Here is a 24557-nt window from a genome sequence, read left to right as displayed (position 1 = left end):
ACTAAATATCGTTCTGTGGATAACTTACTAAAGGTGATATTCCACGTCTAGACTTCAGCGCTTTTGTTCTGTTTATTATAAAGGTTTTTTTATAGCGGATGTCGAAATAGACTGTATGTTGCAATCATTTCATTGATGGGAGGAAAAGAGATGGCGTATACAGTAGAACAGGTTGAAGATTTAGAGGAAATCGATATTGCTCATTTGGTGAAGGAAAGCGAAATGGAAGGATATCGATTTTTAACACGGTTGGTCAATGACTATCAGGACGGAACAAATACATTCAATAAACCGGGAGAAGCTCTGCTATCTGTTCGAAATGAAGATGGTGAAGTAGTAGCAATCGGCGGGGTGAATCAATCACCTTTTTCTGAGGATACACAAGTTGCTCGTTTACAAAGGTTTTATGTGCTGGATGAAGCCAGGCGGCAAGGTGTAGGATCCCTCTTACTCAAAGAAATCGTCGAGCATTCACGAGGCAGGTTCAATGAAATGACAGTACGGACAGAATCATCGAAAGCGGATGCTTTTTATAGGGCAAACGGATTCGAACTGGACGACTCCGCTTCTGAGACAACGCATTTAATGAAATTGTAGTACTCTTCAGCGGAATCGTTTCTGTGCATTGCATGGAAACGATTCTTAATTATATGGTCAAAGGGAAAAGAGAAAAGAGGGTATCGAATGAAACGTACTAGACATGCTCTAGTCATTGGCGGAACAGGGATGCTCGCTGGAGTTTGTCTATACCTTGCACGTGAAGATTTTTCTGTATCTGTAATTGGACGTACTTTATCGAAATTCAAGCGATTGCAGGATGAAAGCCGGCCGAATTCTATATTTCCACTTTTGACTGATTACGATACCGATTATGTATATGACTATATTAATGAAGCGATTAAAGAACGCGGTCCGTTTGATTTAATTCTTAGTTGGACACCAAATTACAGCGCGCTTGAGCGCATTTGCGAAATGAATCAAGGGGAGACGTCGTTTCGTTTATTCCATGTAAAAGGGAGTCGGCGGTATTTCGAAGATGAACCTATCGGTATTCCTAGCCTGTGCCAATACCGAAAAATTTATTTAGGATTTGTAATGGAAGAGAATGGTTCACGATGGCTTACACATGATGAGATTGCGAATGGTGTAATTAAACAGATTGAGACAGATGAAACAGTGAGGATAATAGGTAAAATCCATCCCTATGAGGCCCGACCGAAGTAACTTTTTAAAACAGATAGACTTGTTGTTCAGTTCTTTGTACAACTTAGATAGGAGTGAGTGAGATATTAATTCGAAAAGCCGAGATAGAAGATGCAGGAGGAATTGCAAAAGTTCATGTAGATAGTTGGAGAACGACATATAAAGGCATTGTGCCGGACGACTTTTTAGAAAGTCTATCCTATGAGAATCGCGAGCTGATTTGGAAAAAGGGGATAAATGAGAACAACGTTTACATAGCAGAAAATAAGAATGGTCAAGTCATCGGATTTTCTACAGGTGGAATAGAACGTACGGGGAAATACGAAGCATATACTGGGGAATTGTATGCGATTTATATATTGAAAGAGTACCAAGGGAAGGGAATTGGGCGATTACTCGTCAAGTCCGTTGTGGATGATATAAAAAATAAGAACTTGAACTCAATGCTCATATGGGCAATAGAAGAGAATCCGGCTTGCCGTTTTTATGAAGCGTTAGGTGGAAAGAAAATTGACACGGAAGAAATCGAAATTGGAGGTAAGAATTTGAGTGAAGTCGCATATGGATGGGATGATATAGCTGATTGCCATTAACGAATAAAAATTGCTTACGAATGGAATGTGATAATGCAGAAGTTGAAAAGAGTTATCAACATTATTATTCTTTCAATCATCATTTTCTTTGTTGTCATCATTTCAGGTTCTTGGGTTTATCATACGATTACTATGAAAAAAGAAATTGCCTCAACTCCGGCACCGGGAATACTTATTGATGTGAATGGCCATTCAATGCATGTTTACACAGAAGGGGACGGAGAGCATACGCTAGTGTTCCTTTCAGGTGCCGGGACGAGTGCGCCTATGTTGGATTTTAAGCCGCTGTGGTCGGAGTTATCTCCTGCGTATACAATTGCGGTCGTGGAAAAGGCGGGATATGGTTGGAGCGAGAAAGCGGATGTATCAAGGGAGATTGATATTATTCTTGAAGAAAGTCGGACTGCGCTTCGACTTGCAGATGTTCGACCGCCTTATGTTTTGACTGCCCATTCGATGTCGGGATTGGAAGCCATCAGATGGACTCAAAAATATCCGGAAGAAGTGGAGGCGATTATCGGCCTCGATCCCGCGATTCCAGCTGTTTACAAAGTCTTACCGCTACCTTCGTTACCAACGAAACTAGCTGCCACAGTTTTCGCCCATACCGGGCTGATCAGGTTGGTCCCCTCTATCGTTAATAGTTCTGCAGTGATTGAATCGGGTTATTTGCCGGCGGAGGATATTGCGACATATCGTTCGCTTTTCTATCGGAGGACACTCACTTCCAATATGCTTGAAGAAATGAAACAAGTCCGGGCGAACGCTGAAAAAGTTGCGCAAGAGGGGATACCTATTGAAGTTCCGATGTATTTCTTCATCTCAGACGGAAATGAAATCGGGATACCGAATTGGCGGGAAATACTCTCTGCTTATATTGGTCACCTTGACCGAGGTCAGTTTTTATATTTAGATGTCGGACACTATGTCCATGCATGGGAACCCGGACTTATTGCGGAAGAGATTGATACATTTCTTAGGCGTCAAATTAAATCAGCTAGCTACAGAGAGGAAGATAATGATGGGAGAACGTTTTTTAATTATGGATATAGAACGAGAAAAGGTTTTGAAAAACTATTTTAAACACGGTTTACATGGACCGCTTGATGTATTTCCAAGTAAAGAAAAAAGGAAATACATTATTGCGTCAGAAATAATAAAGCAATTTGAAGTGGGTAAAGTGTATGTGGAAAAAGAGGTAAATGACCTATTGGCAACAATTTATCCCGACTTTGCGACTGTAAGAAGGTTCCTTATAGACTATCGTTTCATGATTCGTAGCGATGATGGCACACAGTATTGGATTGAAAGCGGAACACATGCAACTACATAGGAATGTGGAACAGAATGGTTTTAATGGTTTACGATTCTATTTATCAAGGGAAATGCTGAAAACAAAAAGTACTGAAAATATGATGAATTGATAAAGGGTAAATTTGACATAAATCAAAAGTGACTCCCTTATTCAATGGCTAAATATATATCCTGGATAGGATAATACTACGTGATTTTGAGTGCGAAGGACATAGACGAAAAGGTGAACGCGTCATTACTGAAGTTCTAGATAAATGGATGTATCCCAGTTAGTCGCATAGTTTGAGCAAACTGTCGTCCAAATCTCCATTTAATGTTTCCACAAATATCTTTTCCGGACAGTCAGCATACTATCTAATGTAGTTATAATGATACCCAGGAAAGGTGGAGACAAATGCGTTACCCTAATGTACAACAAATGACCAGCCGGCAACAACGGGTTATGACTGTTACTGGAATCGGTGATCTCTCAATTGAACCGAATATTGCCCAAGTACAGCTCGCAGTTAATACCGAAAATAAGGATCTCAGTGTGGCTCAACAGGAAAATGCTTATGTGATGAATCAGGTTATCGAGTCGTTATTGGAATTGGGAATCAGCAGGGAGAATATACAAACTACAACGTATAATATCTCCCCACAATATGACTATGTTGAGGGGAAACAAGTATTTCGAGGTTATCAGGTTACAAATGCTATTACCGTAAAGATTACAAACATTGAACAAGTAGGAAATGTGATAGACGTGGCTGTTCAAAACGGTGTAAATAACGTGTCGAACATCCAGTTCACGGTTGAGAATGAACAATTTCATTATCAACAAGCATTGAGTCTTGCACTAAAAAACGCGTTAGCTAAAGCGCAAACAATAGCTGCAACAATCCAACTGCAACTTGACCCTCATCCCATTAAAATTGTTGAGGAAGTAAGAGCAGAACCTGTCCTATATCGAACATTTTCAGCGAAAGAACTGACTGGATCAACACCAATCGAACAAGGACAAATCACGATTAGCGCTACTGTAAAAGTACAATTTCAGTATTGAAATAAGAGCGTAGAATAGATCGATACTATTTTACGCTTATATTATTTGAGGAAAATCAGGACTTAAGGGAGTGGGGAAGACATGTGAACTGAAAAACCTGCTAATTATCAATCACCTATTGCAAGGATATTTGAAAAGTTTACACGACAGCGGGACGTAACATTGGTTTATGGCGAAACGATTGAATATGAAAACAAAAAAGTTCTTCCTGTAGCAAAGGTCAATTATATTGTGGGCGGAGGAGGGGGATTCTCCGGGGAAACAGGAAATTCATCAGCGGCACAAGGGGAAGGAGGCGGAGGACATATCTCCATAAGACCTCTAGGCGTCTATGAGATTAATGCGAAAAAAGTGAAGTTCAGGCCAATCATTGACTTCAAATTCGCTTTGACACTTTTCGCTTTTTTGACATTGAGTCTAACTTTGTTATCTAAAATGACTCGCCCAAATTAAATACATAACGGGGACTGAGTGTGATTTCGCAGAATAATCCACCCAACTGAATCAGCTGACTGTTAGATGAATACATTCTAGCAAGCAGTACCATTCTATATGTCCGAGGCAAGAAAATGGATTAAACGAAGGCAACATCCTAAGCAAACAGACGAAATACCATCGCTGATTTCGGAAATGATGAATGGCGTATCTCACTATTCCAAAATACACCGGCTCAAATGCTCGGTAGGTCCGATTTGGTCGAACAAATGACGGAAGAGTTGAAACAAGCGCAGGACGAAGATTGAAAACAAATGAAACCCCGTACCAGCATACTACTAGCACGGGGTTTCAATGTTTTAACTAATGTCCGTGGCAAGACTCCTCATTTTCTTTTCTTTGCATTTGGATTCATTCGTTCGCGTTTTGGTTTTAGGGAACTCAGTTCAGCAAACTCACGGGCAATTTCTTCGTTCATGTCACCAGGTTTTATTTTTTGGTTTTTCGGCGTCTGCGGCAACGAACGCGCGTTGTTTCCGCCAGTTTTGTTGTCATCTCTCCCCATTGTAACATCTCCTTTCATCTTAATAAGTACTTCTTTAATGTGGCTTTACGGAAGGGATTTATCCGATGAAAATTTTTGAAAAAGAAAAAGACCTTTTACAATAGTAAGATAAGTAGTATAATAGAAGTTAATTAAATATTCTTATCAAGAGAAGCTGAGGGAATTGGCCCTGTGAAGCTTCAGCAACCTCTGACCTGGTCGGGAAGGTGCTACCTCCAACAAGATTATTTCTTGAGAGATAAGAGCTGAGAGCCCAAAAAGAACCCTCTTTTCTTATCATACAGAAAAGCGGGTTTTTTATTTTTTTAAAAATAAGAAAATATAAGTTTTTCATGATGGAACAGTGTCTAGCTCAAGGCGCCATACGCTTGGGACATAAGCCAGCTCTGCTAGGAAGGACTGAATTGCATCCTTCTCGGGCGAATCTCGTCGCGTCACCGATCCGTCTTATGCCTGTCGCATCTAAGCGGGCGCCTACATTTTTCTTAAAACCATACATATCAAATTGAAAAGGGAGAGACGACAAATGCCAATCAATATACCTAAACAATTGCCGGCTGGAGAACTTTTGAAGAAGGAAAAAATATTCGTGATGGATGAAGAACGTGCAACGTCCCAAGATATACGTCCTATGAATATCGCAATTTTAAATTTGATGCCTGAGAAAGAAAGAACTGAGTTGCAACTTCTACGATTATTAGGAAATACACCATTGCAAGTAAATGTTACATTTTTGAATACAGCAACACATGATTCGAAAAACGTTAGTAAAACACATTTGGATGCATATTATATGAAATTTGAACAAGTGAAACACCGCCGTTTCGACGGATTGATCATTACAGGTGCACCAATTGAACATTTGGAATTTGAAGATGTTAATTACTGGAAAGAGTTAACGGGAATTATGGAGTGGTCAAAAGATAATGTGACATCAGTTTTACATATTTGTTGGGGAGCTCAAGCTGCTCTTTATCATCATTACGGAATCGGGAAATTTGAATTGCCCAAAAAATGCTCCGGCGTTTTTACACATCGTTTATCCGATCCTACCATTAATCTTTCACGGGGCTTTAATGATGAATTCAGAGCACCACATTCACGCTACACGTCTGTTTCAATAGAAGCAATTGAAAACGATCCCCGTTTACTTCTCCTGGCCAAGTCAGAAGATGCAGGAGCGTTCATCGTACTTTCCAAAGACAACAAACATATTATGGTCACAGGTCATTTTGAATATGACGCGGATACACTCGCGGAAGAATACGAACGCGACCTTAAAAAAGGGATCGACGTCGAAATTCCGAAAAATTATTTTCCAGGAGATGACCCGAACAAAGAACCAATGAATACATGGCGCTCCCATACTCATTTGCTTTTTTCAAATTGGCTCAATTACTACGTGTACCAAGAAACGCCTTACGTGTGGGAATAACTGATCAATGACCCTTTTGTCGTATAGTGCATAAGATAATACGATAAAGGGGGAGAAATGTATGGGGTTGTTTATTAATGAAAAAGGGCATCCGAATGTCTTTAAAAACAATGAGGACATTAAAAATCGAAATCAAGAACACTTCAAAATAGACCCTTTAGTGGAATGGATTAAAGAGCAAAAGGAAGCAACCGAATCTGCCAATCGCCAACTCAATGTAATGAAGAACCTCCTGAAAGAACAAAAAAACGCACAATCGAATCAAATGAGATCAATCCGAAACCAACTCTTGGAATTAAGAGAAAATGATTTTCGTCGTGAAAGTTTTGAAAAGGATGCCAAGAAGTCGTTTTCGACATTAGAAGAAAAGAATCGGATGTTTCTTGAGAATGTAAGGCATCAACGAAATCTGAATCGAGATTTCAATGAGCAGGTAAATGACATAAGGCAATCAAATTATGAAATTGCAAATCGCCTAGAAACAATTACAACTGCAAACGAGGAAGTACTCTTAAAAATGAATGAGCAGATGGATCACCAACAACAAATATCCGAACAAATTTCGAAGCACGGGGATGTTCAAAAAGATGTAATTGGCAGGTTGGACAACCAAGAGGGATTATTGGAGAAGGTAGTAAGACAATTGGATAATCTCCGCACTATCCTTTACGAGCGAACAAACTTTTTAACGGGGAAAATAGAAGGCAGCAATAGTATGACTTCCACGTTTATTTCCAAGCTGCTGAACGGACAGGAACAAAATCCAGCACGATTTATGGTGAATCAAAAACAGGAGGAAAAAAAGAAAAGTACTGAATGAACAGATGACGCTTTACTAGATAATAAAACCATTTTTCCTAAACAAGTACCTCGTACCACATATAAGGTCACTGAAAAACCTACGTTTTTAAACTATGTATGCAAATCTGAATCTAGTCAGGCGACATTGCGTTCGATTTCGAACGCAATGTCGCCTTTTCTAATCATTTTTATCTCTGATTCCCCCTAAAGGTTCCTATTCATTTGAGTTAACCACAAATGTTATATTACCTTAATATAGCCCGCCTGCTTTTTATATACTCCGTAACGATTAATAAGATATCGCTACTATACCCGAGAAAAACCAGCGAAGGCACCTAACAGGGGTAGCCGAAGCCATAAGACTGACGACGAAGTTGTCCGACTTATGGCGGGAGGCATCCCCAAGCGCCAAAGCGGATTCAATGGGACTTATCTATATCATAACTATCTTGAAAAGTGTATAGCGTGTGCTTTTTCAATCAGTGGGTATACAAACTAACTATATAAATTGAACAGACTAACCAGCGAAGGCGCCTTACAGGGGTAGCCGAAGCCATAAGACTGACGACGAAGTTGTCTGGCTTATGGCGGGAGGCATCCCCAAGCGCCAAAGCGGATTCAATGGGACTTATTTATATCATAACTATCTTGAAAAGTGTACAGCGTATGCTTTTTCAATCAGTGTGTATACAAACTAACTATATAAATTGAACAGACTAATCAGCGAAGGCGCCTCAAAGGGGTAGCCGAAGCCATAAGACTGACGACGAAGTTGTCCGGCTTATGGCGGGAGGCATCCCCAAGCGCCAAAGCGGATTCAATGGGACTTATCTATATCATAACTATCTTGAAAAGTATAAAGTGTGTGATTTGTCAATCAATGTATATACAAACTAACTATATAAGTTGAACAGATAAACCGATAGTCAAAGATGCATGATAGAAAATCCATAGACCAGTCTATAACGGTAGACTTTTTCAGTGACTCCCGACACTTGTGTGGGTTGCTTGTTTACTCTTCTTTCCAGCACACTATCCCTATCCATGAATAGAATGTATAGACAATACGAAGATTGAATTGGGGGAGATTGGGTGACGAATCATAATCGGTATAACCACAATCATCATTGGGATAATCATTGGCAAAATCCGCATTACCGAAGGATTACTATTGATCAGGCAATGGCCATTGCACTGGAGCGTGTACCCGGTCAGGTCGTGAAAGCAGAATTGGATTATGAGGATGGAATGTTAGTATATGAAGTTGATGTTAGAACGATGGAAGGTTATAAATATGAAGTGAAAATTGATGCAAATACAGGAGCAGTCCTTAAAGTGAAACTTGATTGAGAGATGAAATTATGTGAAAAGCCGCGCATGGTAATGAACCCCGTGCGCGGCTTTTCACTATGACTATCCATTTTGACAATCCCATTCGAAGCCACAATTCTGGCAATCATCCTTGTTATTAGTTTCCTAGACCTTCAGATTTCATGATTGCATCGACTTTTGCTAATGCTTCCGCTTCATCTACGCCATCCGCTGCAATTGTGATCATAGCGCCAGAAGCGACCCCAAGTGACATGACACCTAAAATGGATTTCAAGTTCACTTTTTTACCGGCATGTTCCAATGTAATATCCGATTTGAAAGCACTGACTGCACTGACAAGAGCGGATGTTGGACGAGCATGTAAACCTTCAGATGCTGAAATAGTGTATTGTTTTTCTACCATTGAATATTCCTCCCATGTTTTCTGTTTTGAATGCGATGTGACTGTTTTTGATTGCTTATGAATGATTATGATTGATAGTGAAAGCGATTTCAAGTAAAATGAATTTAATAGAAGAAATAAGGTGGTGTTCAAATGTTGACGAACGAACGTCATGAAATGATTTTAAATTTATTGGCAGAGAAGCAGACAGTAAATATAAATGAATTGATAGAACTGACTGCGGCCTCTGAGTCAACGATACGGAGGGATTTGAATGAGCTTGAAACCCTCAATAAGCTGGAACGAATCCATGGAGGCGCAACAGTTAACGGGCGAATTTCGCAAGAACCTAGTATCTTGGACAAATCAACCAAAAACCTTCAAGAAAAAATTGGACTTGCCAAATACGCCGCATCGTTTGTACAGGAAGGGGATTGCATCTTCCTTGATGCTGGTACGACCACAGTTCAAATGATTCCTTATCTCCAAAATAAACAAGTAATCGTTGTTACGAATGGTCTGACACATGTCGACTCCTTGATTGAACACGGGATAACGGCGTATTTGGTGGGTGGATATGTAAAATCTAAAACACGTGCGCTAGTCGGTCCGCAAACGATTCAATCCTTACATGACTATCGCTTTGATAAATGTTTTCTAGGGGTCAACGGATTTCACTTGGAATACGGTTACACGACGCCTGATCCGGAAGAGGCGGCTGTAAAAAGGCTTGCCTCTTCACTTGCACGAACAACATATGTAGTGGCAGATCACTCGAAATACAATAAAGTAAGTTTTTCTTCCATTACAGCTTTGGAAGACGCAGTGCTAATTGTGAATGATTTTCAACAAGAAGCTATTGAGTCACTGAAAAAAAAGACGACAGTAGAGGTGGTGGCGCGATGATTTATACATGTACAATTACGCCATCGCTTGACTATACTACGTATTTGCCGGATTTCGGCAGTGGAAAACTGAATCGATCTGAAAAGGTGTATTACTACCCGGGAGGAAAGGGAATCAACGTATCCCGCGTTTTGCGACGGTTAGAAGTAGACAATATCGCTTTAGGCTTTGCGGGCGGGTTTACCGGCAACTATATTCAACATTTTCTGCATCAAGAAGGAGTTCAAACAGATTTTATACAGACGGATGAAATTACGCGCATCAATGTGAAGATCAAAGCCGTTGAGGAAACGGAGTTGAATGGACCGGGTCCTGATATAAGCCTGGAACAGCAACAACAATTGTTGTTAAAAGTGAAGAGGATGAAGAAGGGCGATTGGTTCGTTCTTGCTGGTAGTCTGCCAGAGTCAATTCCACAAAATTATTTCAAGGCTATCGCAAAAACTTGCACTGACAATGGTATTCGTTTCGTTCTTGATACATCTGGTCCAGCGTTAAAAGAATTGATTGACATGAAACCGTTTCTAATTAAACCGAATGAACAGGAGCTTGGTGAATTGTTCGATACGGTAATAACGAACAAACGGGAAGCGCTTCATTACGCCAAAAAGCTTGTTGAAAAGGGCGTCGGCCATGTAATCGTCTCGATGGGCGGAGAAGGGGCGTTACTTGTGACGAAAGAGATTGCTATTTTTGCAGAAGCGCCAAAAGGGAAAGTTGTGAATACAGTAGGCGCCGGCGATTCACTCGTATCCGGGTTCCTAGCATCTTTTACGAAAGACGGGGATGCGGTCAAGGCCTTTCGGACGGGTGTCGCCAGCGGGAGTGCAACCGCTTTTCGGATGGATTTATGTCAAAGAGAAGATGTGTTAGCTTTGCTGGACCAAGTGGTAATCAGGTCATTAAATGAAAAGGATGTGAAATGATGAAAATCACACAATTGTTGACTGAGGCTACAATTATTTTGGACGTAAAAGCAACTTCTAAACAGAGTGTATTGACGGAACTGATCGATCAGTTCGAGCGTGCTGGCAACCTGACTGATAAAGAAGCATTTACAAGAGATATTTTGGCCCGCGAAGAACAAAGCACAACGGGAATCGGTGATGGAATTGCCATCCCGCATGCGAAATCGGCTGCAGTGAAAATACCAGGAATCGCATTCGGACGTTCTTTACAAGGTATCGACTATGCTTCGTTGGACGGCCAGCCGGCTCATTTGTTTTTCATGATCGCGGCTAGCGAAGGAGCAAACAACGACCATCTGGAGGCACTTTCAAGACTTGCAACGTTTTTAATGGATTCAAATTTCAGGGAGAAAGTGTTAGGGGCTACGTCAAAATCAGAAATTTTACAAGCGGTGAATGACAAGGAAACCGAATTGGATGGCCCGGAAGTGGTTGAAGAACCAACAAAAGGTTCTACCTCGAAAATACTCGCCGTCACTGCATGTCCGACCGGAATTGCGCATACATACATGGCGGCGCAAAAATTGAATGAGAAGGCGAAAGAAATGGGTATTTCGCTCAAGGTGGAAACAAACGGTTCGTCCGGCGTGAAAAACCGATTGACGGATGCCGATATCGAGGAAGCGGATGCTATTATCGTTGCAGCAGATACAAAAGTTGAAATGGCACGTTTTAACGGTAAACCCGTTATCCAGACGAAGGTCGGCAAGGCGATATATGAAACGGAACAATTGCTGAATCGTGCAATTTTGAAGGATGCTCCAATTTTTAAATATGATAAGTCGAAAGATGATACGGACAACTCAGAAACCAAAAGTGGTATTTATAAACATTTAATGAATGGTGTTTCCAACATGCTGCCGTTCGTTGTCGGCGGTGGAATATTGATCGCATTATCATTCTTCTGGGGTATTAATTCGAGCGATCCGACTAGTGCAGATTATAATGCGTTTGCAGCGATGTTAAATATAATCGGCGGGGGGAATGCATTCTTCCTAATGGTTCCAGTATTGGCAGGATTCATCGCGTCGAGTATTGCGGAACGACCAGGATTCGCGCCGGGTATGGTAGGCGGACTCATCGCGATTACGGTTACAGGTGTAGACGGTGTCAGCGGTGGATCGGGATTCCTCGGTGGTATCATTGCCGGTTTCCTGGCAGGGTATGTAACGGTGCTCGTCAAGAAAATGTTTGCAGCCTTGCCAGCTGCACTTGAAGGATTAAAACCGGTGTTGTTCTATCCTGTGTTCAGTATTGCAATCACTGGACTCGTCATGATGATGATCAATCCTCCTTTGACTACATTGTATACGGGTATGTCGGCCTTTTTGGAAGGCCTTGGTGGAACAAACCAAGTGCTGGTCGGTATTTTGTTAGGCGCAATGATGGCTATTGACATGGGTGGACCTGTTAATAAAGCAGCGTACACTTTTGGCATTGCGATGCTCGATGCACAAAACTTCGGGTTCATCGCGACGGTCATGGCAGCCGGAATGGTACCGCCACTCGGCATGGCAATTGCAACGACTCTGTTCAAGAAACGTTTTACGAAACAAGAGCGCGAAGCGGGGAAAACGGCTTACGTACTAGGAGCTTGTTTTATAACGGAAGGTGTCATCCCGTTTGCGGCGGCGGATCCGGCACGTGTCATTCCGGCATCCGTAGTCGGGGCTGCATTGACCGGCGGGCTAACGATGTTATTTGACATCGGTTTACGTGCACCACATGGCGGCGTCTTCGTTATGGGACTTGTTGAAGGCGGCATTGGTAAAGTGTTGTTGTATGCAGTAGCAATTATCGCCGGTGCAGTGGTTACAGGTTTACTAGCGGGGATTTTGAAGAAAAACAAAATGCAGGCGATTTAAAAATTGAGAGGTCCCTCCAGATAGCCATTCACGCATGGCTATTGGAAGGGCCTTTCTTTCTATAAAAAATAAACATCAAATCACCAAGATGTATAGGCAATGCATAATAGTGGAACACTTCCTGATAAAGCGGAGGTGTGGTTTTGGATGAGTTTTTAGAAGTTGATTTTTGGGAAATGATAATGAGGACTACGTTTGCATTTATTGCCCTGCTCATTCTCGCGCGATTTATGGGAAAAAAACAAATTTCTCAGCTTACTTTTTTCCATTATGTAACTGGTATTACAATCGGCTCTATCGCGGCAGATATTGCAGGAGAAACGAGAACACCATTTTTGGATGGGATTATTGCGATGGTTTGGTGGACAGTATTGACAATACTGATGAGCTACATTGCATTTAAATCTAAAAAGGCGCGAATTATTCTCGATGATCAGCCGACAATTATAGTATATGAAGGGAAAATAGTTGAACAATCCTTGAAAAAGATGCGTCTCCATCTTAATGATTTGAGTATGATGCTCCGTGAACAAAGCATTTTTTCAATTAAAGATGTTCATTATGCGATACTTGAAACAAACGGTCAATTAAGTGTCTTGAAAAAAGCAGGACAAGAAACGGCTACGAAAAAAGATATGAACGTATCTGCGCCTGTACCAAAATATATTCCGACAGAGGTAATTGCAGAGGGAAGAGTTACAAAAAAGAATTTAACGGAACTTAACCTGACGGAAGAGTGGTTGTACGAACAATTGAAAAAGCAGGGCGTTGGAAAAGTCGAAAATGTATTTTTTGCCGAAGTCCAAACAGATGGTAGTCTTCATATCGATTTGAAATCTGAAGGGACAAATTGAATGAAAAACGTCGTAAAATGGGATAGACCCGATTTTACGACGTTTTTTCTTTATCGGACGGGCAGCTTAAGGGCTGACACGCCCGATTCAATTGCTGCCTTACTTACTGCCTCTGTCACTGCTATTACTACTCGTTCGTCAAAAGGATCCGGGACGATATAATCATCACGTAAATCGAAATCGTCAATGACGGAAGCGATGGCAAAAGTAGCGGCCAGTTTCATACTTTCATTTATTTCAGTAGCACGAACATCCAACGCCCCGCGGAAAATCCCTGGAAATGCAAGGACATTATTTACCTGATTCGCAAAATCAGATCTTCCGGTTGCAATGATACGCACTCCGAATTCCTTTGCCAATGGGGGTGAGATTTCTGGATTGGGGTTTGCTAACGCAAAAATAATCGGGTCACTGTTCATATGTTCAATATGCTCTTTCGTTAAGATATTAGCTGCAGAAACACCAATGAATACATCTGCACCCGTCAGCGCAGTCAATAAGGATCCTGCCATGCCGCGTGGATTTGTAATTCGGGCAATTTCATCTTTAGTCGGATTCATGCCATTTGGACGTCCTTCATAAATGATTCCTTTCGAGTCACAGATGACAATTTCTTCAAATCCGATATTTCGCAGATGTTTAACGATTGCGATTCCGGCGGCCCCGGCTCCATTTACAGCAATTTTAATGGTAGCCATATTTTTTTTGACGACCTTCAAGGCGTTTATCAAACCTGCCCCTACAACGATAGCAGTGCCATGTTGATCATCATGGAACACTGGTATATCGCATTCTTCACGCAGTCTTTGTTCGATTTCAAAACAGCGTGGAGCAGAAATATCCTCTAAATTGATGCCGCCGAATGTTGGGCTGATGGCTTTTATCGTTTGAACGATTGTATCCACATCTTGGGTTCCTATACAGATTGGAAATGAGTCAATGCCAGCGTACCTTTTTAACAGCAACGCTTTTCCTTCCATGACAGGAAGTGCCGCTTCCGGTCCTATATCGCCTAAACCTAGTACAGCACTTCCATCGGTAATCACTGCCACTAAATTCCCTTTGATCGTATAGTCATATACTGCAGAGGGGTTTTTTGCAATTTCTAAACATGGTTCTGCTACACCCGGAGAATAAGCCAGGCTGAGATCCGCACTATTTTCAAGTGGAACCTTTGATACAGTTTCCATTTTCCCCTTATGATACCGATGCATTTCCAAGGAAGACCGATAACGACTCGTCATTTAACATACCCCATTCCACACAGTATTTTTTCTGTTGATATAAATTATTACCATGAACCATAAGAAAATACAAGCGCAAAGAATTGGTTAAATTTGAATATTTAGAAAATGGAGCGCTTACATTGCTTTCATGACAGTATTTATGTTTGCTAAAACTTTTTTTGAAAAAAGACGTGATTTACTATTAGTAACGAATTATATAATTTCCCACTCCCTTTCTTTTGCAATAACCTGTAATTTTGGTTCAGGTCGGACAGCAACGGGATTGCCGACAAGTTCCAATACAGATAAGTCGGACAGACTGTCTCCATACGCAAAGCTGTTTTGCCAGTCAATTTCTTTACCATCCAGCACCTCTTTGATTTTATCATTTTTTCGCTGGCCTTGGATATGATAAATAGGCGTCCTATAATCAATACTGTCTCCATTCATAGGGATCTCCGTTCCAATGATGGTGTCGAAATGCAACGCTTTTGTGACCGATTGCAAGAGAGAGGTGTACGCCCCGGAAACAAGCATAATATGAACGTTTTCATCGGTGTGCTGTTTCAATCGCGAAATGAGTTCAAGGTTAAAACCTTCCCTTACCTTCTCCGTTAATTCTCCAAAATAGCTGTCCATTTCATCCATGGATGAAATTCCAAGTGCGTTCAAGTAGATTTGCATGGAACGTTCCTTCATTTTAGCTTCTGGAACAAGCTTGAGTTTATGTCCGATGAATGGCGGGAGGATAGCTCGATAAAAACGTTTGTATTTAGATTTGTGGATAGGGTGGTATCGTAAATGGCTCATTAGAAGTTGAAAAGTCTCTTCCGAATATAGCGTTCCGTCAAAATCGAAGATGGCAACTCGCATAAAAATCCCCTTTTACTTACTTTTTTTAATTAATTCCTTCGTTTAATCATACAGCGTTTGTATTGTCGAGGCAATTTGAGGATAATAAGAGATGAGAGTGAGGAGTTTACTACAATGAAAAAAAATCATACGAATTCAGCTAACAGAAAAGGCGATACGGCAATATATCCGGTCAAAGAACCAAGTGAATTATTACCCTTTTTATTAGAGAAGATGTCCAAAAGCAGCCGTAACTCAGTGAAATCCATATTGACACGCGGGCAAGTGACAGTTGATGGGAAGATGGTTACACAACATAACCATCTCCTAAAGCCCGGACAGTCCGTAGAAATCCTTAAAAACCGGGCTGCAATGAAAGAGGAGACGCTTGTCGGCGTAACTATTTTGCATGAAGATGACGATATTATCGTTATCAATAAAGAAGCAGGTCTGTTATCGGTCGCTTCGAAAAATCCAGAAGACATGACAGCTTACAGACAGCTGATGGACTATGTAAAAGAGAGCAATCCACGAAATCGTGTTTATATTGTCCACCGTCTTGACAGAGACACATCGGGTGTGATGTTATTCGCTAAAAGTGAAATCGTGAAGAATGCATTACAGGCAGCATGGAACGAAGTGGTGAAAGAACGTACGTATACTGCACTCGTTGAAGGTGTCGTTAGGAAAAATGAGGGTACGATTTCATCGTGGTTAAAAGAAAGTAAAACATTCAAAGTGTACTCAAATCCGACCGATAACGGCGGCCAGCATGCAGTTACCCACTATAAAAAACTGCAGTCGAATAATAACTTCACTTTACTTGAAATTCAATTGGAGACAGGGCGCAAAAATCAAATACGCGTTCATATGGAAGACCTTGGACATCCAATTGTCGGCGATAAAAAATATGGTTCAACTGTTAACCCAATCAAGCGGATTGGACTCCATGCTACTGCGTTAGCATTATTGCATCCTGGAAATGGGGAACTTGTCCGTTTCAAAGCAGATGTTCCTTCAGCGCTTATTTCGAAATCAAAATAACTTGAGAGGAATTCCGGCTGCTTAGCCAACAGCCCTTCATTCGGATTATAAAACAATCTATTTAAATGATTCGGTTTCAAAACTAGTAACAGGTACGAAAGTCGAACTTGTAGGTTCAATATTACTTACTGTTTACACAAAATCGTGAATCTGCTTGGGATCCACATGGTTATTACGGGGACTAGACTCGAACTTGCTATCGCATCAAGAAAATTCGGGGAAGATTTAATCACTATAACGAACGACATCTACAGTAATGCATGCATTAAACTAATTGGGTGTTAAGAACTAAAAAATCAGGTGCCCAGTTGAATTGGGCACCTGATTTTATTACTGGAGCGTATTATTCGGCATTCCCGGTTGACCTGTTGAGGAAGCAAATGAATTCAATAGTTGTTGCATGTCTTGCTGGGCAAGTTGCGGTACTTGATAATAATGATGCTTATTTTGATAAATCGACAATTCATAAGCCATTTCAATACAATTCGGAACGGAATCGGCAAGAACGCGGCGAACGACGGGATTACACGTTTCTGTTGCAGCCATTGTTTTCATCGATGCCCCGGCTTTGGCGGAACCAAGTAAAAAGCCGGAAATGATTTCGTCCGTTATTTCCGAAACGGACTGCATCGGCTTTTTTGGTTGGGATGGCTTCAATCCATATACGAAGTCATTTCCTTGTTTCATTTTATAGCTGCCTGTCGGATGGGATGGATCTTGCCCCGTTTTAAAAGCTTCAACTGTAATGTTATATTCATCCAAAGTGAAACGGTATTGGCGATCCAAAATATCCAGTAACTCGGGATCCTGCACATGCGGTCGCAGAAGCATCGCTTGATTCAAAGCGGCGACAGTACCGGATAAAGCTTCATGGACATCGAACAATTCATGACCGCCGTGATTCATCTGCGGCGGTACAGCACCCGTATGCATATTTTGGTTAGTTTGATTGTGCGATTGACCGAATGGGTTTTGTGTCAATTCAATAACTCCTCCTTCAATTGTTTTTCATCGAGAGTAGTATGGATGATTTCATGAAGAATATTCGCGGAAGCCAACGTTTGAAAATAAACTATGCATAATTTCCTTCCGACAAAAATAGTCTTAAGTAGAGGACATTTTATGTCAACGAAAGGTAGATGAAGCGTATGCAAATTCATGTGGTTCAAAAAGGGCAAAGTTTGTATGGTATTGCGCGGGCTTACGGCATTAATTACACGGATATTGCACAAGCTAATGAATTGCCGGATCCATCACGGCTCGTTGTTGGTCAAGCCTTAGTCATTCCGACAACCGGCAGCTTCCACTGGGTTCAGCCGGGTCAATCACTGTATGTCATTGCCGGATTGTATGGTATGACAGTCAATGAGCTAGCAACAATCAACAGGCTATCAACAACTCAAACACTTCAAATCGGTCAGCGTCTATATATTCCGCCAAAACCGAAAAAGCTGGCTGAATCATTACTTTATGTTGAACCGCGGACTCCAGTCACTCAAGCGATGATTGACGAAGTAAGAAATCGAGCCGATTCACTTACGTATCTCGCTATGTTCAGTTATGAAGCACAGCGTGACGGTTCATTAAAGGCACCCTCGATAGATGATATTCCGAATATAGCCCAATCAGCCGGTGCAGCGAATGCACTAGTCGTAACAAATTTGGAAGAGTTTGCTTTTAATGCGGATCTTGCACATGCACTATTTACAGATGAAGCGGCCCAAAACCGCCTGTTCGGAAACCTCATCCAAGTTGCCAATGATGTCGGATATAAGGACATCCATTTTGACTTTGAAATATTACATTCGGAGGATCGCGAACTGTACAATAGCTTCCTTCGGAAAGCGAGAGATCGCATCCATCAAGCCGGGTTCACAATTTCCACTGCGCTTGCGCCCATGACAAGTGACGTCCGGACAGGGATTTACGGCGCCCATGACTATCGTACCCACGGGGAAATCGCGGATTTCGTATCCCTGATGACATATGAATGGGGATATACGTACAGCGATCCGCAAGCGGTTAGCCCGATCGGCCCTGTCCGGAATGTCGTTGAGTATGCTGTGACTCAAATCCCGCGTGAAAAAATATTTTTAGGTCAAAATCTATACGGCTATGACTGGTCATCACCTTTTCCTAGCCAAGGTGGATCTGCTGCCAGAGCGGTTAGTCCGCAACAGGCGCTGGCGATTGCAGTCCAGCAAGAGGTCGACATTCAATATGATTATGTAGCGCAAGCACCACATTTCAACTATACAGATGATACAGGAGTACCTCATGAAGTATGGTTTGAAGATGCACGCAGCATACAGGCGAAGTTTGACTTGATCAAACAGTTTAATTTACGTGGAATTATGTATTGGAAGCTCGGCTTGGCTTTCCCACAAAATTGGTTGTTATTACAAGACAATTTCACTATACGTAAAATTTAGAACCAACAGTGCAGGGCGTTCGAATTCGGAGTGTGATTCCTATTTTGAAAGTTATTTACAGAACGAGGTTTTATAATTTCCTTTAGCCGAAAAAATGAACCGCGGTGCCTTGGCACTTGCGGTTCATTTTATCCGTGTCTGGAATTTAACAGTTTTTTTGAGAGGATCAGTCTTTGTTCAGGTATTTACTGAACGTTGTCAGCAGTTCTACATCCGGGTTGAAAATTAAAGCAGGCAAGAAAGCGAAAGTCATGATTAACATAATGTTCGCACCTAGAAACGCACGTATTCCTTTTTTGATTGTCATAAACATTCTCCCTCTTTCTCCTGGTTGTCATTTTCTAGTAACGATTGAAAATCGTACTTGTCAGTAGATGCTGATCAATAGTTACTGAATAGTTAAATAATACACCCTCTTCTGAAAGATGTAAATAATTTTATTTTCCATACATAAAAAAGACATAATGATGTATAATTACTTATTCAGCAGAAAAAATTGTTGTATATACTCATAGTTTCGGAGATAATACTTAAAAATGAGCAAATGATTCTGAAATATCAATTGTTTAACAAAGTGTGGGTTCAGCTATACCCGCCTTAACCTATATAAGAAAGGGATGAGTGACCCATGACGAAGTTGAATGAAACTCATGCAGACAATAAAAAAAGAGCGAACGATTATGTTCATGAAGTCTATGAATTGATCAAAAAGAGAAATCCGGACGAAAAGGAATTTTTACAGGCGACTAGAGAGATTTTCGATTCGCTTCGCCCTGTCTTTTCCAAGCATCCCGACTATATCGCGAATGGTATTTTAGAGCGTATCACAGAACCGGAGCGGATTATTATTTTTCGCGTCGCCTGGGAAGACGATAAAGGAAAAGTCCATGTAAACCGTGGTTTCCGAGTTCAGTTCAATAGCGATCTTGGGCCGTATAAAGGAGGTATCCGATTCCATCCTTCCGTAAACAGCAGTATCATGAAATTCCTTGCATTTGAACAGATATTTAAAAATGCATTGACGGGTCAACCGATCGGGGCAGGGAAAGGCGGTTCCGACTTTGATCCGAAAGGTAAATCAGATCGTGAAATCATGCGTTTCACCCAAAGTTTCATCACGGAGTTAAGTAAGTATATCGGTCCAGATACTGACGTGCCAGCTGGCGATATCGGTGTTGGAAAAAGAGAAATTGGTTATATGTTCGGCCAGTATAATCGCTTGAAAGGCGGCTATGAAGCAGGTGTATTCACCGGGAAAGATCCGAAACATGGTGGTAGTCTTGGACGGAAAGAAGCGACAGGTTATGGCACCGTCTACTTTGTAGAAGAGATGCTAAAAGAAAAAGCAATGAATTTTAAAGGGAAAAAGATCACTGTTTCGGGATCGGGCAATGTGTCCACTTATGCAATGGAAAAAGCGATTCAGCTAGGTGCAACTGTCCTGGCTTGCAGTGATTCAAGCGGTTACATTTATGATAAAAATGGAATTGATCTTGATACAGTGAAGCGTTTGAAAGAAGTGGAAAACAAACGTATTTCGGAATATGTTAAAGAACATCCGGAAGCTACGTATCATGACGATTGTTCAGCAATCTGGTCTGTTCCATGTGATATCGCGCTACCATGTGCGACGCAAAATGAGATTGATGAGATTGCTGCACGAATACTTATCGCAAATGGCGTAAAAGCAATCGGAGAAGGTGCGAATATGCCTTGTACGCTCGAAGCGATGTCAGTATTCCATGAACACGGCGTTTTATTCGCTCCCGCAAAAGCTGCGAATGCAGGTGGTGTTGCTGTATCAGCGATGGAAATGTCCCAAAATAGCATGCGTCTTTCTTGGACAGTAGAAGAGGTTGACAAGAGACTGAAAGACGTTATGAAAAATATTTACACAAGTTGCTTGGATGCCGCAGAGACATACGGACATGCCGGCAACCTGGTGGTAGGGGCGAATATCGCAGGATTTTTAAAAGTAGCGGATGCAATGGTAGCCCATGGTCTTAGTTAATCTTATGACAGTCCCATAAAAAGAGTACACAAGATAGCAATTGTGTACTCTTTTTCTTTTTGATAATTTATTTGGGTAAAAACTATTGTGTTAATTTGCAAATATGGTATTATAAAAATACTAAGTTACGCATAATTATACAGTAAGATGCATGAAAGGGGATATATATGATGAGTAAGAAAAAAGTGGTTTTAGCTTATTCGGGTGGACTCGATACTTCTGTGGCGGTACAGTGGCTAACAGAACAAGGGTACGGAGTAGTAGCGGTTTGTCTTGATGTCGGAGAAGGAAAAGACTTGGACTTCATCCAGGCGAAAGCGTTGCAAGTCGGCGCAGTGAACAGTTATGTGATTGATGCGAAAGAAGAATTTGCACAAGAGTATGCGTTGTTGTCTCTTCAAGCGCAGACCTATTATGAAAACAAATACCCGCTCGTTTCTGCACTATCACGCCCGCTCATTTCGAAAAAGCTCGTTGAAGTGGCACACAAAGAAAATGCCATGGCAGTCGCACACGGCTGTACGGGTAAAGGGAATGACCAGGTACGTTTTGAAGTGGCCATTAAAGCATTGGATCCTACATTGGAAGTCCTTGCTCCTGTCCGTGAATGGAGTTGGTCGCGTGAAGAAGAGATTGCTTACGCGAAGGAGAAAAACATCCCGATTCCAATCGATCTTGATAGCCCGTATTCCGTTGACCAAAACCTATGGGGACGTGCTAATGAATGTGGAATCCTGGAAGATCCGTGGGCGGCGCCGCCTGAAGATGCATTCGAACTAACGGTTTCGATTGAAAATGCACCTGATACCCCGGATATCATTGAAATTGATTTTGAGAAAGGCGTTCCCGTCAGTATTGATGGTCAGAAATATCCACTCAGTGAGCTGATTTTGAAACTGAATGATATAGGCGGGAAACATGGTGTCGGAAGAATCGACCATGTGGAAAACCGTCTGGTTGGCATCAAATCACGTGAAGTGTACGAGTGCCCGGGTGCAATCATCTTATTGAAAGCTCATAAAGAATTGGAAGATCTAACACTAGTTAAAGAGCTGGCTCATTTTAAACCGATCATTTCACAAAAGTTGAGCGAATTAATCTATAACGGTCTTTGGTTCTCGCCACTCAAAAATGCACTAGAAGCCTTCATCAAAGAAACACAGCAGTATGTCAACGGAACAGTGCGAGTAAAGTTATTCAAAGGCCATGCAATCGTTGAGGGCAGAAAGTCAGCGAATTCACTGTACGACATGAACCTGGCGACTTATACATCCGACGATTCGTTTGACCAGTCCGCAGCAATTGGGTTTATCAAACTATGGGGCTTGCCGACAGAAGTTCATAGCATGGTAAACAAAAAACAATCAGTAAAAAATAATTGATCTCGAACCGGGGAGCCTCCTACTGTAGTTAGTAGAATACTCCCCGGTTTTTATGATTCCATTGGCATGACTAGAGTGCTAGTCATAAACTATCATTTGTTAATGAAAGGGGAAGTTTTCCAATCTTTTTTTGAGTAACTACATAGCTTATGATAGTATGAAAAAATGTGAATAAAGGAAAATTAAAACAGTTATGTAAGTTGAACAGATGAATATCTATTAAACTGAGCGAAGGCGCCTAAACAGGGGTAGCCGAAGCTGTTTCTATGGAATTCTTCATTTCAACCTACATAGCAACTATTTCTTTTTCATGTGTCATTATAAGGGGGAGAATAAATTGGAAGAAAAAGCAGTAAAGAAAAAATCGCCCAGGTTGTTAATCGTCGCGGTCGTAACTGCGTTGGTGATCTTAGGCGGAAGTGTATCAGCATTTTTATTAGTGAATAAATCACCCAAAGTGCAATACTTTTTAGCAGAATCAGGAACAGTTAAACAAGTGTGGGAAATCTTTGACGATCGTTATAAGAATGAACTCAAGTGGATTGAAACCCAACAAGATAAACCTGTGGAAACGAACTATGACTTGTCAGCTGAATGGAATGACCCGACTGTAGACTATGAAATGCAGGAAGTTCAAAGCATTCTGAACAGTGCTAAGCTTTCCATGAAACAAGTCAATGATCCGGTGAAGAAAGAGATGGAAGTGCAATTTGACGGAGTACTGGGCAGCATGAAAGTGGACTTCGGTTCATACTTTGCTACAACAGAGAAACTAGTTGCATCCCTTCCGTTTATGGATGAACTGATCCGCTTCGATGATAAAGATTTCGGCAAGCTGATGAGAGAAATCGATCCGGATTATAAAGGAAATGAAAACCTTGGGCTTTCCCAGCTATTCGAAGAGGGCTTTTCTATGACGGAGGAATCCCGTACATATATAGAAAAGGAATATATCAAGTACTTGGCGCAAGAGATTCCGGAAGATGCATTTACAAGTGAAAAAGAAGAAATCACTGTATTTGATAATAAGTTGAAAACGAAAAAATTGGAAATGACTCTTACTGAAAAAGAAGTAAAGGCATTGCTGAAGGATTTATTGGAAAAAGCTAAAACGGATGAAAAGCTTAAATCGATACTGAAAGAGCAACTAACACTCTCATCGATTGCGGGCGAGGCTTCAAACAATGATATTGAAACAATCATCAGCGATTTTGAAGACGGTCTTGACGAAGCGATTAAAGGCGTCGACAAGTTAACGATTCCAAACGGTATTCGGTCTACAATTTGGCATCATTCAAATAGTATTGTGAAACGCGAATTCACAATCAGTATTGGAGAAAACAAAGAAGAAACGACTACATTAACAATTGGCGGTACACAATTGTTAGAAAAAACAGCTCAGAAATGGGATTATAAAGTCGGCGTAACAGATCGCTTTGGTGATGAGAATGTAGTGCAAATCAAAGGGGATTTGACGTGGAAAGATAAAAAAGCGGATGATTCCATTACACTAATAATGGATGACATGAAAGTCATCTACAAAGGAAAAGAAGAACTGAAAGATAAAAAACGATCATTTACACGTTCATTTGGCTTTACAGACGGAGAGATGGAACCTGAACTCGTTTGGAAAGGTAGCGCAACGCACGAAAGTGATTCAATGAAGGCAAATCATGAGTTTATGTTCTCTGAAGACTCAATCGGCGAGAATATGATTAGCTTACTGCTTAAACAACAAGGAAAAGTTGTGAAAAAAGTGGAGATGCCGGCAGAGAAGGACGACACTGTGAATATCGGAAAAATGACTATGAGTGAAATTGAAGCGTTCATTGAAAACGAAATAACACCGAAGTTCCAAGAATGGATATCCGGATTCATGGAAGAGCTGCAAGGTGAAATCGGAGCGTTTTAA

The 24557-nt window shown here is 41.2% G+C and carries 25 protein-coding genes and 1 riboswitch; of the genes, 19 read left to right on the top strand and 6 right to left on the bottom strand.

Translation table 11 applies throughout. The features are described 5' to 3' along the window. Positions 1–150 precede the first annotated feature (150 nt). From HDC33_RS10615 to HDC33_RS10585, 7 genes are all read left to right on the top strand, one after another. Complete coding sequence (locus HDC33_RS10615; protein ID WP_179392403.1) at positions 151–597, top strand: GNAT family N-acetyltransferase; 447 nt, start codon at positions 151–153, stop codon at positions 595–597. An 87-nt stretch (positions 598–684) separates the two neighbouring features. Next, the gene (locus tag HDC33_RS10610; protein ID WP_179392402.1) at positions 685–1224 is read left to right on the top strand and encodes a Rossmann-fold NAD(P)-binding domain-containing protein; all 540 of its coding nucleotides are present in this window, start codon (positions 685–687) and stop codon (positions 1222–1224) included. A 62-nt stretch (positions 1225–1286) separates the two neighbouring features. Next, a complete protein-coding gene (locus tag HDC33_RS10605) occupies positions 1287–1796 on the top strand; it encodes a GNAT family N-acetyltransferase (RefSeq protein WP_179392727.1) in 510 nt (169 codons plus the stop codon). 33 nt (positions 1797–1829) lie between these two features. Continuing rightward, a complete protein-coding gene (locus HDC33_RS10600) occupies positions 1830–2879 on the top strand; it encodes an alpha/beta hydrolase (RefSeq protein WP_179392401.1) in 1050 nt (349 codons plus the stop codon). After that, positions 2863–3129 (top strand): DUF2087 domain-containing protein, encoded by a 267-nt coding sequence (locus HDC33_RS10595; RefSeq protein WP_255457336.1) that lies wholly within the window; start codon positions 2863–2865, stop codon positions 3127–3129. The genes HDC33_RS10600 and HDC33_RS10595 overlap by 17 nt, the downstream gene beginning before the upstream one ends. A 375-nt stretch (positions 3130–3504) precedes the next feature. Beyond that, positions 3505–4155 carry an SIMPL domain-containing protein gene (locus tag HDC33_RS10590; RefSeq protein ID WP_179392399.1) on the top strand — a complete coding sequence of 217 codons (651 nt, stop codon included), beginning with the start codon at positions 3505–3507 and terminating at the stop codon, positions 4153–4155. Between the two features lie 162 nt (positions 4156–4317). Continuing rightward, a complete protein-coding gene (locus HDC33_RS10585; RefSeq protein ID WP_179392398.1) occupies positions 4318–4608 on the top strand; it encodes a spore germination protein GerW family protein in 291 nt (96 codons plus the stop codon). A 367-nt stretch (positions 4609–4975) separates the two neighbouring features. Here HDC33_RS10585 and HDC33_RS10580 read toward each other — a convergent pair whose 3' ends face one another. Beyond that, on the bottom strand, positions 4976–5155 hold the full coding sequence (locus tag HDC33_RS10580) for a hypothetical protein (protein WP_179392397.1): 180 nt from the start codon (positions 5153–5155) through the stop codon (positions 4976–4978). Positions 5156–5293: 138 nt separating this feature from the next. Then, positions 5294–5400, top strand: a riboswitch (SAM riboswitch). Positions 5401–5681: 281 nt separating this feature from the next. Here HDC33_RS10580 and metA point away from each other — a divergent pair. The 3 genes from metA (at position 5682) to HDC33_RS10565 (ending at position 8741) form a co-directional block, all read left to right on the top strand. Next, on the top strand, positions 5682–6590 hold the full coding sequence (gene metA, locus HDC33_RS10575; protein WP_179392396.1) for a homoserine O-acetyltransferase MetA: 909 nt from the start codon (positions 5682–5684) through the stop codon (positions 6588–6590). 67 nt (positions 6591–6657) lie between these two features. Continuing rightward, entirely contained in the window at positions 6658–7410 is a 753-nt protein-coding gene (locus HDC33_RS10570) for a nucleoporin Nup88 family protein (protein WP_179392395.1), read from the top strand. Positions 7411–8483: 1073 nt separating this feature from the next. Then, a complete protein-coding gene (locus HDC33_RS10565; RefSeq protein WP_218843193.1) occupies positions 8484–8741 on the top strand; it encodes a PepSY domain-containing protein in 258 nt (85 codons plus the stop codon). A gap of 118 nt (positions 8742–8859) precedes the next feature. Here HDC33_RS10565 and HDC33_RS10560 read toward each other — a convergent pair whose 3' ends face one another. After that, complete coding sequence (locus tag HDC33_RS10560) at positions 8860–9126, bottom strand: phosphocarrier protein HPr (protein WP_179392394.1); 267 nt, start codon at positions 9124–9126, stop codon at positions 8860–8862. Positions 9127–9258: 132 nt separating this feature from the next. Between HDC33_RS10560 and HDC33_RS10555 the strand changes: the two genes are divergently transcribed. From HDC33_RS10555 to HDC33_RS10540, 4 genes are all read left to right on the top strand, one after another. Beyond that, complete coding sequence (locus tag HDC33_RS10555) at positions 9259–10011, top strand: DeoR/GlpR family DNA-binding transcription regulator (protein WP_179392393.1); 753 nt, start codon at positions 9259–9261, stop codon at positions 10009–10011. After that, complete coding sequence (pfkB, locus tag HDC33_RS10550) at positions 10008–10937, top strand: 1-phosphofructokinase (RefSeq protein ID WP_179392392.1); 930 nt, start codon at positions 10008–10010, stop codon at positions 10935–10937. Before HDC33_RS10555 ends, pfkB begins: the two co-directional genes overlap by 4 nt. Then, positions 10937–12844 (top strand): PTS fructose transporter subunit IIABC, encoded by a 1908-nt coding sequence (locus HDC33_RS10545; protein WP_179392391.1) that lies wholly within the window; start codon positions 10937–10939, stop codon positions 12842–12844. Before pfkB ends, HDC33_RS10545 begins: the two co-directional genes overlap by 1 nt. A gap of 143 nt (positions 12845–12987) precedes the next feature. Beyond that, entirely contained in the window at positions 12988–13698 is a 711-nt protein-coding gene (locus HDC33_RS10540; protein ID WP_179392390.1) for a YetF domain-containing protein, read from the top strand. A gap of 50 nt (positions 13699–13748) precedes the next feature. On the opposite strand, the gene HDC33_RS10535 is transcribed toward HDC33_RS10540, so the two are convergent. Next, complete coding sequence (locus tag HDC33_RS10535; RefSeq protein ID WP_179392389.1) at positions 13749–14942, bottom strand: NAD(P)-dependent malic enzyme; 1194 nt, start codon at positions 14940–14942, stop codon at positions 13749–13751. Positions 14943–15137: 195 nt separating this feature from the next. Continuing rightward, the gene (locus tag HDC33_RS10530; RefSeq protein WP_179392388.1) at positions 15138–15797 is read right to left on the bottom strand and encodes an HAD family hydrolase; all 660 of its coding nucleotides are present in this window, start codon (positions 15795–15797) and stop codon (positions 15138–15140) included. Between the two features lie 114 nt (positions 15798–15911). On the opposite strand from HDC33_RS10530, the gene HDC33_RS10525 reads away from it, so the two are divergent. Continuing rightward, positions 15912–16820 carry an RluA family pseudouridine synthase gene (locus HDC33_RS10525; protein ID WP_179392387.1) on the top strand — a complete coding sequence of 303 codons (909 nt, stop codon included), beginning with the start codon at positions 15912–15914 and terminating at the stop codon, positions 16818–16820. Positions 16821–17150: 330 nt separating this feature from the next. On the opposite strand, the gene HDC33_RS10520 is transcribed toward HDC33_RS10525, so the two are convergent. Next, on the bottom strand, positions 17151–17801 hold the full coding sequence (locus tag HDC33_RS10520) for a spore coat protein (protein ID WP_255457335.1): 651 nt from the start codon (positions 17799–17801) through the stop codon (positions 17151–17153). A gap of 167 nt (positions 17802–17968) precedes the next feature. On the opposite strand from HDC33_RS10520, the gene HDC33_RS10515 reads away from it, so the two are divergent. After that, positions 17969–19252, top strand: a complete 1284-nt coding sequence (locus tag HDC33_RS10515) for a glycoside hydrolase family 18 protein (RefSeq protein ID WP_179392386.1) — start codon at positions 17969–17971, stop codon at positions 19250–19252. A gap of 166 nt (positions 19253–19418) precedes the next feature. Here the strand turns inward: HDC33_RS10515 and HDC33_RS10510 are convergent, their stop codons facing one another. Continuing rightward, entirely contained in the window at positions 19419–19559 is a 141-nt protein-coding gene (locus HDC33_RS10510) for a hypothetical protein (protein ID WP_179392385.1), read from the bottom strand. Positions 19560–19880: 321 nt separating this feature from the next. Between HDC33_RS10510 and gdhA the strand changes: the two genes are divergently transcribed. The 3 genes from gdhA to HDC33_RS10495 all read left to right on the top strand — a co-directional run bounded on the left by gdhA (position 19881) and on the right by HDC33_RS10495 (position 24557). After that, on the top strand, positions 19881–21263 hold the full coding sequence (gene gdhA, locus HDC33_RS10505; protein WP_179392384.1) for an NADP-specific glutamate dehydrogenase: 1383 nt from the start codon (positions 19881–19883) through the stop codon (positions 21261–21263). Between the two features lie 167 nt (positions 21264–21430). Continuing rightward, on the top strand, positions 21431–22645 hold the full coding sequence (locus tag HDC33_RS10500; protein WP_179392383.1) for an argininosuccinate synthase: 1215 nt from the start codon (positions 21431–21433) through the stop codon (positions 22643–22645). A gap of 337 nt (positions 22646–22982) precedes the next feature. Continuing rightward, complete coding sequence (locus HDC33_RS10495; protein WP_179392382.1) at positions 22983–24557, top strand: DUF6583 family protein; 1575 nt, start codon at positions 22983–22985, stop codon at positions 24555–24557.

Source organism: Sporosarcina sp. JAI121, from assembly GCF_013408665.1.
In the GTDB taxonomy this organism is placed as follows: Bacteria; Bacillota; Bacilli; order Bacillales_A; family Planococcaceae; genus Sporosarcina.
Note: the sequence above shows the minus strand (reverse complement) of the source record. Positions and strands in the feature narration are given on the sequence as shown.

Coding starts and splice junctions, on each gene's coding strand:
- HDC33_RS10530 (WP_179392388.1), bottom strand. CDS start 15,797: ATGCGAGTTGCCATCTTCGATTTTGACGGAACGCTATATTCGGAAGAG.
- HDC33_RS10560 (WP_179392394.1), bottom strand. CDS start 9,126: ATGGTAGAAAAACAATACACTATTTCAGCATCTGAAGGTTTACATGCT.
- HDC33_RS10555 (WP_179392393.1), top strand. CDS start 9,259: ATGTTGACGAACGAACGTCATGAAATGATTTTAAATTTATTGGCAGAG.
- HDC33_RS10600 (WP_179392401.1), top strand. CDS start 1,830: ATGCAGAAGTTGAAAAGAGTTATCAACATTATTATTCTTTCAATCATC.
- HDC33_RS10545 (WP_179392391.1), top strand. CDS start 10,937: ATGAAAATCACACAATTGTTGACTGAGGCTACAATTATTTTGGACGTA.
- HDC33_RS10500 (WP_179392383.1), top strand. CDS start 21,431: ATGATGAGTAAGAAAAAAGTGGTTTTAGCTTATTCGGGTGGACTCGAT.
- HDC33_RS10615 (WP_179392403.1), top strand. CDS start 151: ATGGCGTATACAGTAGAACAGGTTGAAGATTTAGAGGAAATCGATATT.
- HDC33_RS10525 (WP_179392387.1), top strand. CDS start 15,912: ATGAAAAAAAATCATACGAATTCAGCTAACAGAAAAGGCGATACGGCA.
- gdhA (WP_179392384.1), top strand. CDS start 19,881: ATGACGAAGTTGAATGAAACTCATGCAGACAATAAAAAAAGAGCGAAC.
- HDC33_RS10610 (WP_179392402.1), top strand. CDS start 685: ATGAAACGTACTAGACATGCTCTAGTCATTGGCGGAACAGGGATGCTC.
- HDC33_RS10590 (WP_179392399.1), top strand. CDS start 3,505: ATGCGTTACCCTAATGTACAACAAATGACCAGCCGGCAACAACGGGTT.
- pfkB (WP_179392392.1), top strand. CDS start 10,008: ATGATTTATACATGTACAATTACGCCATCGCTTGACTATACTACGTAT.
- metA (WP_179392396.1), top strand. CDS start 5,682: ATGCCAATCAATATACCTAAACAATTGCCGGCTGGAGAACTTTTGAAG.
- HDC33_RS10515 (WP_179392386.1), top strand. CDS start 17,969: ATGCAAATTCATGTGGTTCAAAAAGGGCAAAGTTTGTATGGTATTGCG.
- HDC33_RS10510 (WP_179392385.1), bottom strand. CDS start 19,559: ATGACAATCAAAAAAGGAATACGTGCGTTTCTAGGTGCGAACATTATG.
- HDC33_RS10535 (WP_179392389.1), bottom strand. CDS start 14,942: ATGACGAGTCGTTATCGGTCTTCCTTGGAAATGCATCGGTATCATAAG.
- HDC33_RS10580 (WP_179392397.1), bottom strand. CDS start 5,155: ATGGGGAGAGATGACAACAAAACTGGCGGAAACAACGCGCGTTCGTTG.